The following is a 6772-nucleotide window of genomic DNA, read 5'->3' as shown; positions in this document are numbered from 1 at the left end:
TTCTTCTAAAACTAACGCACTCTTGGATTTCATAATTGCATCCTTGCGTATGCCCATACTCTTGGATTCTGAAATGGAGGAGTTTTTATTATATATCGTAATTATTACCCAACAGACCTAAATATTTCTGTGCTTCCTCTTCAGGATAGTTACGGAGGTCCGCTTCTGGCACATAACGGCCCTAGAAATTGGGAAAATCACCGGACCCTTAGCAGATCTGAATATCTGGTCGTCTATCTCGGCGACAGCATTTCACGTTTCATCTGCCAATACTGCTATATGCCCTGTCCTGCAAAGTAAAGCGTGCCTTTCCCGTCTTTCGCATTCAGGTGTTCGAGCACCTCAATCAACTTTTCGCTGCCAGCATACGGTGCGTTCTCATCGAAAAGGTTGAGCTGGCTCCCCCTGGCTGAAGAAGTCACCCGACATTATTCCGGCTTTCTGGTAACGATGGCCATCCTTCCAGATTTTATCCAGGCACTTTATGCGGCGTTAATGATTTTGGGGAAGAAAAATCGGACAAAAAACCGGGCATCGCGCCCGGTTCTGTTCCCATACTAAAAAATCCCTTAAGCACTCAATCCACGATTCTCCAGCATCGGTTCAATCCTCGGATCGTGCCCACGCCACTGGCGGTAAAGTTCAGCTAAATCACTACTATTCCCGCGCGACAAAATCGCCTCGCGGAATTTCTGCCCGTTTTCGCGGGTTAAGCCGCCCTGCTCAACAAACCACTGGTAGCCATCGTCTGCCAGCATTTGCGTCCACAGGTAAGCGTAATACCCTGCCGCATAGCCGCCGCCGAAGATATGGGCGAAGTAGCTGCTGCGATAGCGCGGTGGAACGGCGGGCAGATCCAGCCCCTCTTTGTGCAGTGCTGCCGCTTCAAAGGCGTCTACATCGTCCACGGGTTCGCTGATGCCGTGCCAGTTCATATCCAGCAGCGCAGCGCTAAGCAGCTCGGTCATGTCATAACCTTTATTAAACTGCGTCGCGTTAAGCATTTTATCGCGCAGCGCCTCCGGCATCGGCTCTCCGGTCTGATAGTGGCGGGCATAGTGGGCAAACACCTGCGGGTGGCTCGCCCAGTGCTCGTTGATTTGCGATGGGAACTCGACAAAATCACGCGGCGTATTGGTGCCGGAGAGGGAGGCGTAGCGCTGGCTGGCAAACAGACCGTGCAGCGTATGACCAAACTCGTGGAACAGGGTAACCACATCGTCCCAGGAGATCAGCGCCGTCTGACCGTTAGCCGGTTTTTGATAGTTGCAGACATTGTAAATAACCGGGCGCGAGGCAAACTCATACGATTGCTCGACGAAATTCCCCATCCACGCCCCACCGGCTTTCGATTCGCGGGCAAAGAAATCACCATAGAACAGCGCCATCCCTTCGCCGGTATGGTCGAAAATTTCCCACACGCGGACATCAGGATGGTAAACCGGAATATCGAAACGCTCGACAAAGCGGAGGCCAAACAGCTGGCTTGCAGCCCAGAATACGCCATCCTGCAACACCGTGTTGAGCGCAAAGTACGGCTTGATTTGCGACTCGTCGAGGGCATATTTCGCCTGGCGCACACGCTCGGCATAAAAGGCCCAGTCCCACGCCTGCACGGTGAACCCACCCTGCTCGTCATCAATCACTTTTTGGATATCGGCTTGCTCAAGCGTCGCTCGGGTGCGTGCGGCGGGCACAATTCCGCGCATAAAAGCCAACGCGGCGGCAGGTGTTTTCGCCATTTGATCGGCGATACTCCAGCTTGAGTAGTCCTCAAACCCCAACAATTTTGCCTGACGCGCACGCAACGCGGTGAGACGCAGGATCAGTGCCCGGGTATCGTTTTCATCCCCTTTCTGGGTACGCGTCCAGCCCGCGTTAAACAAATTTTCGCGCGTCTGACGGTCACGCAGCGCGGAAAGTGCGGGTTGTTGAGTGGTATTCAGCAGCGGAATCAACCAGCGATCGTTCAGCCCTTTCTCCGCAGCGGCATGGGCAGCCGTCGCAATCTCGTCAGGACTGAGTCCATCAAGCTGATGAGCATAATCCACGACCAGCCCACCGGCTTTGGTGGCGGCCAGCAGACGCTGATTAAACTGGCTGGTGAGGGTCGCCGCCTCGGTATTCAGCGCTTTCAGCTCCGCTTTTTCTGCATCATTCAACCGCGCACCGGCCAGCACAAAGTGCTGGTACGTCTCTTCTGCCAGCCGACGGGATTCGGCGTCCAGCGCAGCACAATCCTGCCAGACGCTCTCCACGCGAGAGAACAGCGTGTCGTTAAGCCAAATATCGTTCGCCAGGGCAGCAAGCTCGGTAGAGATCTGCTCCTCAAGCGCCTGCAAGTCATCATTGGTGTGCGCAGAGGTCATGGCGAAGAAAACGCTGCTGACACGCGAGAGCATGGCACCGCTTTTTTCGAGCGCCAGCACGGTATTGTTGAAATCGGGGGCGGCCGTTTGCGCGACAATCGCGTCAATTTCGGCTCGCTTCTGGCGTATCGCTTCATCGAATGCCGGGCGGTAGTGGCCGTCGTTGATTTCGTCGAATCGGGGTGCCTGATAAGGCAACAGGCTGCTTTCAAAAAAGGGATTAGTGGCCGACATCTTTCACTCCTGAGTACGGTTATCTTCCCAGAGTAGGCCAGGCCGCCACTGCCTGCAATGCCGTCATACAAATGTTGCCTTAACGCATCCTTCTCGGCCGTGCTATGTTAGTACAACACAAAAAGCGTTGAGGAACAGTGAGATGATTATTTTAGTTACCGGGGCAACGGCAGGTTTTGGTGAAAGCATCACGCGTCGCTTCGTCGCCAACGGACATAAGGTGATTGCGACGGGTCGTCGTCAGGAGCGTCTGCAGGAGCTGAAAGATGAGCTGGGTGACAGCATCCTGACCGCGCAGCTTGATGTCCGTAACCGTGCCGCCATCGAAGAGATGATTGCTAACCTGCCGGCCGAATGGCGTGCCATTGACCTGCTGGTCAACAATGCCGGTCTGGCGCTCGGTATGGAGCCTGCCCACAAAGCCAGCGTCGAAGACTGGGAAAACATGATCGACACGAACAACAAAGGACTGGTGTACATGACCCGCGCCGTGCTGCCAGGCATGGTTGAGCGCAATCGCGGCCACATTATTAACATCGGTTCGACCGCCGGAAGCTGGCCTTATGCGGGCGGTAATGTTTATGGCGCGACCAAAGCCTTCGTGCGTCAGTTCAGCCTTAACCTGCGTACCGATCTGCACGGCACCGCCATTCGCGTGACCGATATTGAGCCGGGCCTGGTAGGCGGAACCGAATTTTCCAACGTTCGGTTTAAAGGTGATGACGCGAAAGCAGACAAAACCTACGAGAATGCGAACGCCCTGACGCCGGAAGATGTCACCGAAGCGGTCTGGTGGGTGGCAACGCTGCCAAAACACGTCAACATTAACACGGTAGAAATGATGCCAGTCAGCCAGAGTTTTGGCGGACTTAGCGTCCATCGTGGCTAAAATTGCCCTTCCCGGCCTGCGGGCCGGGTCTGTTTCAGGCCATAAAAGAATGGTAGTATGTTCAGGCTAACTCTCTGAGAAATGACAACTCATGGCCGCTGAATCGCAACTCAATCCTACCCAGCCCGTAAACCAGCAAATCTATCGCATTTTGCGACGTGATATTGTCCATTGCCTGATCCCACCCGGAACGCCGCTCTCTGAAAAAGAGGTGTCCGTGCGGTTTGACGTGTCCCGCCAGCCCGTGCGTGAGGCGTTTATCAAGCTTGCAGAAAACGGTCTGATTCAGATCCGCCCGCAGCGCGGCAGCTATGTGAACAAAATCTCGCTCTCCCAGGTGCGTAACGGCTGTTTTGTCCGTCAGGCCATTGAGTGCGCGGTGGCGCGCCGTGCCGCATCCTTGATTGATGACAACCAGTGCTACCTGCTGGAGCAAAACCTGCATCAGCAGCGTATTGCGATTGACCGCAAACAGCTCAACGACTTCTTCCAGCTTGATGACGAGTTTCACCAGAAGCTGGCGCAAATTGCGGACTGTCAGTTGGCCTGGGACACGATTGAAAACATCAAAGCCACCATCGACCGCGTGCGCTATATGAGCCTCGACCACGTCTCACCACCGGAAATGTTGCTCCGACAGCATCATGATATTTTCAGTGCGCTGGAAAAACGCGATCAGGACGGTGTAGAAAAAGCGATGACGCTGCACCTGCAGGAAATCAGCGAATCCGTACAGTTAATTCGTCAGGAAAACAGCGACTGGTTTAGCGAAGAGTAAAATACGCCGCCCCCGTTTCGGTTGCGGCGAAGAGATTAGCGAACCACCAGCACCGGAATACTCGCATAGCGCAGGATAGATTCCGCATTTGAACCGAGCAGATGGGTGCTGATGCTCGGGTTTTTCGACCCGATGACGATCACGTCATATTCCCCTTCTTTGCTCAGTTTGATAATTTCGTCACGCACGCTGCCAAAGCAGACCAGGCTGTGGATATTCTCCCCGGGGAGATCAAACAGCCTTTTTAGCTCGTTCATTTTCTTCCCGGATTCAGCGGTCATAAACGCTTCAAACTTTTTGATATCGGCGTTGAATCCGCGCAGCAACGAGCGGCTGCTGTTGGGGAGAATGTTCACCAGCGTAATCGACGCACCTTCCGCCTTTGCAAGGTTGGCCGCGTGGCGAACCGCTTTGTCGCTCAATTCCATTTCAAATACATCAACAGGCATTAAAATCTTCTTATACATAAGCCTGACTCCTTATTCCTGTGAAAGGGGTATTCCCTGCTTCAAGAATGGCAGCCGGAATATAAACAAACCCTAAACGCTTGCCTGCAGAAACTATCAATAAAGGAAAATAAATGTGGGCTTTGTAAATTGCTGTCGTGAACCGTCAGCACCCACCAATATTGAGAAAAAAGTGTGAATTTGATCAAAAACAAAAAAATGAGATGCAGACAGGCGTATTTATAGTGCCCCGTGAACGGTGAAACCTGAAATAGCGCCGTAACGGATAAGTGAGAGAGGAGAAAATACCATGATGACATACGACCGTAACCGTAACGCAATTACCACCGGCAGCCGTGTAATGATCAATGGCACAGGACACACCGGCGTGATTAAAGCGATCCACAGCGAAGGGCTGGATGCCGCGCAGGTGCGTCGCAGCAAAACGGTAGAAGTGGAAGGTTGCGAAGGTAAGTTCGAACCGATTGAACTGATTCGCCTGGGTATGCACTGATTCATGCGACATCATGCCGCCGCACGCGGCGGCATGTGATGACTTAGCCGTTCGCCGCGTACTCTGCGACCGTGGCTTTTGCACCTTTTTGCACTAACGTCTGGTAAGCACGCATTACCGCATCCACAAAGACGGTTTCATGCGGGAGTTCTTTGCCAAAAATGGCCTCAATGCCCAGCAGCGCCTTCACCCGGTCTTCGCCCTCAGCACTTCCCTTCACCGCCGCCTGAATGACCGCCAGCTGCGGGTCGCTCACGTCGATAGCGTTGCCCTGCTCATCGACACCACCGACATACCGCATCCAGCCTGCAATGCCTAATGCCAGCAGCGGGAAGCTTTTTTGATGCACCAGATGCCAGCGCACGGAATCGAGCATACGCTGCGGGAGCTTCTGGCTGCCGTCCATCGCGATTTGCCAGGTACGGTGACGTAACGCCGGGTTGCTGTAGCGGGCAATCAACAGGTCAGCATAGTGGCCTAAATCAACGCCTTTCACTTTTAAGGTCGGCGCCTGCTCGTTCAGCATCAGCGCATAGGCGGCAGTACGGTAGTGCTCGTCTTCCATGCAGTCGTTGATATGCGGGTACCCCGCCAGATAACCAAGATACGCGAGGAAAGAGTGACTGCCGTTAAGCATGCGCAGCTTCATCTCTTCAAACGGAATGACGTCTGAAACCAGCTCCGCCCCGGCCTTTTCCCACTGCGGACGGCCTGCGACAAAGTTGTCCTCAATCACCCACTGACGGAACGGTTCGCACGCCACGCCTGCCGGGTCACGAACGCCAGTCAGCTGTTCAATTTTATCCAGCGTCTCCGGTGTAACCGCGGGAACAATACGATCCACCATGGTGGACGGGAAAGTGACGCTGGATTCAATCCAGTCTGCCAGCTCGCCGTCAACCGCGCGGGCATAAGCGCAGGTCACATTACGCATGACGTGACCGTTCTCCGGCATATTGTCACAGGACATGACGCTAAACGCGGGCAGCCCGGCAGCTTTGCGTCGCGCGAGTGCTTCCACCACCACACCCGGCGCAGATTTCGGCTGATGCGGGTTTTGCAGGTCGGCGGTGATTAACGGGTGATCGAGCATCAGTTTCCCGGTCGCCGGCGAGTGGCAATATCCCTTTTCAGTAATGGTGAGCGAGACAATCGCCACCTGCGGCTCACACAGTGCGGCCAGCACGCGTTCCAGCCCGTCAACCTGTGCATGCAGTGCGTTCCTGACCACGCCCACCACCCGCGATGTCCAGGCATCGGCAGACATTTCCGCCACGGTGTAGAGATGATCCTGTGCGTTCAAATCGGCAATCTGCTGTTCACCGCCAATCAGGTTTACCTCACAGTAACCCCAGTCGCTGTTGTGTTCCGCGGCGAGAATGTCGGCGTACACCGCCTGGTGCGCACGGTGAAATGCGCCAAACCCTAAATGAACAATGCGTGCCTTGAGGCGTTCGCGATCGTACTGAGGAAGCGTCGCTTTCGCCTGTAATAACCGGTTTTCCATGATTAAGACTCGTTAAGTTATGTACGCTGGGATTC

At 54.4% G+C, this 6772-nt stretch carries 6 protein-coding genes and 1 pseudogene; 3 read left to right on the top strand and 4 right to left on the bottom strand.

Annotated features, from left to right (window positions below; all coding sequences use genetic code 11):
* Positions 1–233 precede the first annotated feature (233 nt).
* Positions 234–486: pseudogene (locus BJ887_RS18185) on the bottom strand (DUF4113 domain-containing protein); the annotation flags it as partial.
* 83 nt (positions 487–569) lie between these two features.
* Positions 570–2603, bottom strand: coding sequence for a peptidyl-dipeptidase Dcp (dcp, locus tag BJ887_RS18180; protein WP_121340235.1), 2034 nt, complete (start codon positions 2601–2603; stop codon positions 570–572).
* A 142-nt stretch (positions 2604–2745) separates the two neighbouring features.
* Here dcp and ydfG point away from each other — a divergent pair, with 142 nt between their 5' ends.
* Both ydfG and BJ887_RS18170 read left to right on the top strand, forming a co-directional pair.
* Entirely contained in the window at positions 2746–3492 is a 747-nt protein-coding gene (gene ydfG, locus BJ887_RS18175; RefSeq protein ID WP_020884259.1) for a bifunctional NADP-dependent 3-hydroxy acid dehydrogenase/3-hydroxypropionate dehydrogenase YdfG, read from the top strand.
* Positions 3493–3583: 91 nt separating this feature from the next.
* Positions 3584–4270: a GntR family transcriptional regulator gene (locus tag BJ887_RS18170; protein ID WP_014169893.1), complete on the top strand. Its 687-nt coding sequence runs from the start codon at positions 3584–3586 to the stop codon at positions 4268–4270.
* A 35-nt stretch (positions 4271–4305) separates the two neighbouring features.
* On the opposite strand, the gene BJ887_RS18165 is transcribed toward BJ887_RS18170, so the two are convergent.
* Positions 4306–4737 carry a universal stress protein gene (locus BJ887_RS18165; RefSeq protein WP_121340234.1) on the bottom strand — a complete coding sequence of 144 codons (432 nt, stop codon included), beginning with the start codon at positions 4735–4737 and terminating at the stop codon, positions 4306–4308.
* 289 nt (positions 4738–5026) lie between these two features.
* Between BJ887_RS18165 and ydfZ the strand changes: the two genes are divergently transcribed.
* The gene (gene ydfZ, locus BJ887_RS18160) at positions 5027–5230 is read left to right on the top strand and encodes a putative selenium delivery protein YdfZ (RefSeq protein WP_013096785.1); all 204 of its coding nucleotides are present in this window, start codon (positions 5027–5029) and stop codon (positions 5228–5230) included.
* Between the two features lie 43 nt (positions 5231–5273).
* Here the strand turns inward: ydfZ and BJ887_RS18155 are convergent, their stop codons facing one another.
* Positions 5274–6737: a fructuronate reductase gene (locus tag BJ887_RS18155; RefSeq protein ID WP_121340233.1), complete on the bottom strand. Its 1464-nt coding sequence runs from the start codon at positions 6735–6737 to the stop codon at positions 5274–5276.
* Positions 6738–6772: the final 35 nt, after the last annotated feature.

Source organism: Enterobacter sp. WPR_3_1, from assembly GCF_003635055.1.
Taxonomy (GTDB): domain Bacteria; phylum Pseudomonadota; class Gammaproteobacteria; order Enterobacterales; family Enterobacteriaceae; genus Enterobacter; species Enterobacter ludwigii.
Note: the sequence above shows the minus strand (reverse complement) of the source record. Positions and strands in the feature narration are given on the sequence as shown.

What these genes read in the sequence shown, in the direction of transcription:
- BJ887_RS18165 (WP_121340234.1), bottom strand. Translation starts at nt 4,737, where the DNA reads ATGTATAAGAAGATTTTAATGCCTGTTGATGTATTTGAAATGGAATTG.
- dcp (WP_121340235.1), bottom strand. Translation starts at nt 2,603, where the DNA reads ATGTCGGCCACTAATCCCTTTTTTGAAAGCAGCCTGTTGCCTTATCAG.
- ydfG (WP_020884259.1), top strand. Translation starts at nt 2,746, where the DNA reads ATGATTATTTTAGTTACCGGGGCAACGGCAGGTTTTGGTGAAAGCATC.
- BJ887_RS18170 (WP_014169893.1), top strand. Translation starts at nt 3,584, where the DNA reads ATGGCCGCTGAATCGCAACTCAATCCTACCCAGCCCGTAAACCAGCAA.
- BJ887_RS18155 (WP_121340233.1), bottom strand. Translation starts at nt 6,737, where the DNA reads ATGGAAAACCGGTTATTACAGGCGAAAGCGACGCTTCCTCAGTACGAT.
- ydfZ (WP_013096785.1), top strand. Translation starts at nt 5,027, where the DNA reads ATGATGACATACGACCGTAACCGTAACGCAATTACCACCGGCAGCCGT.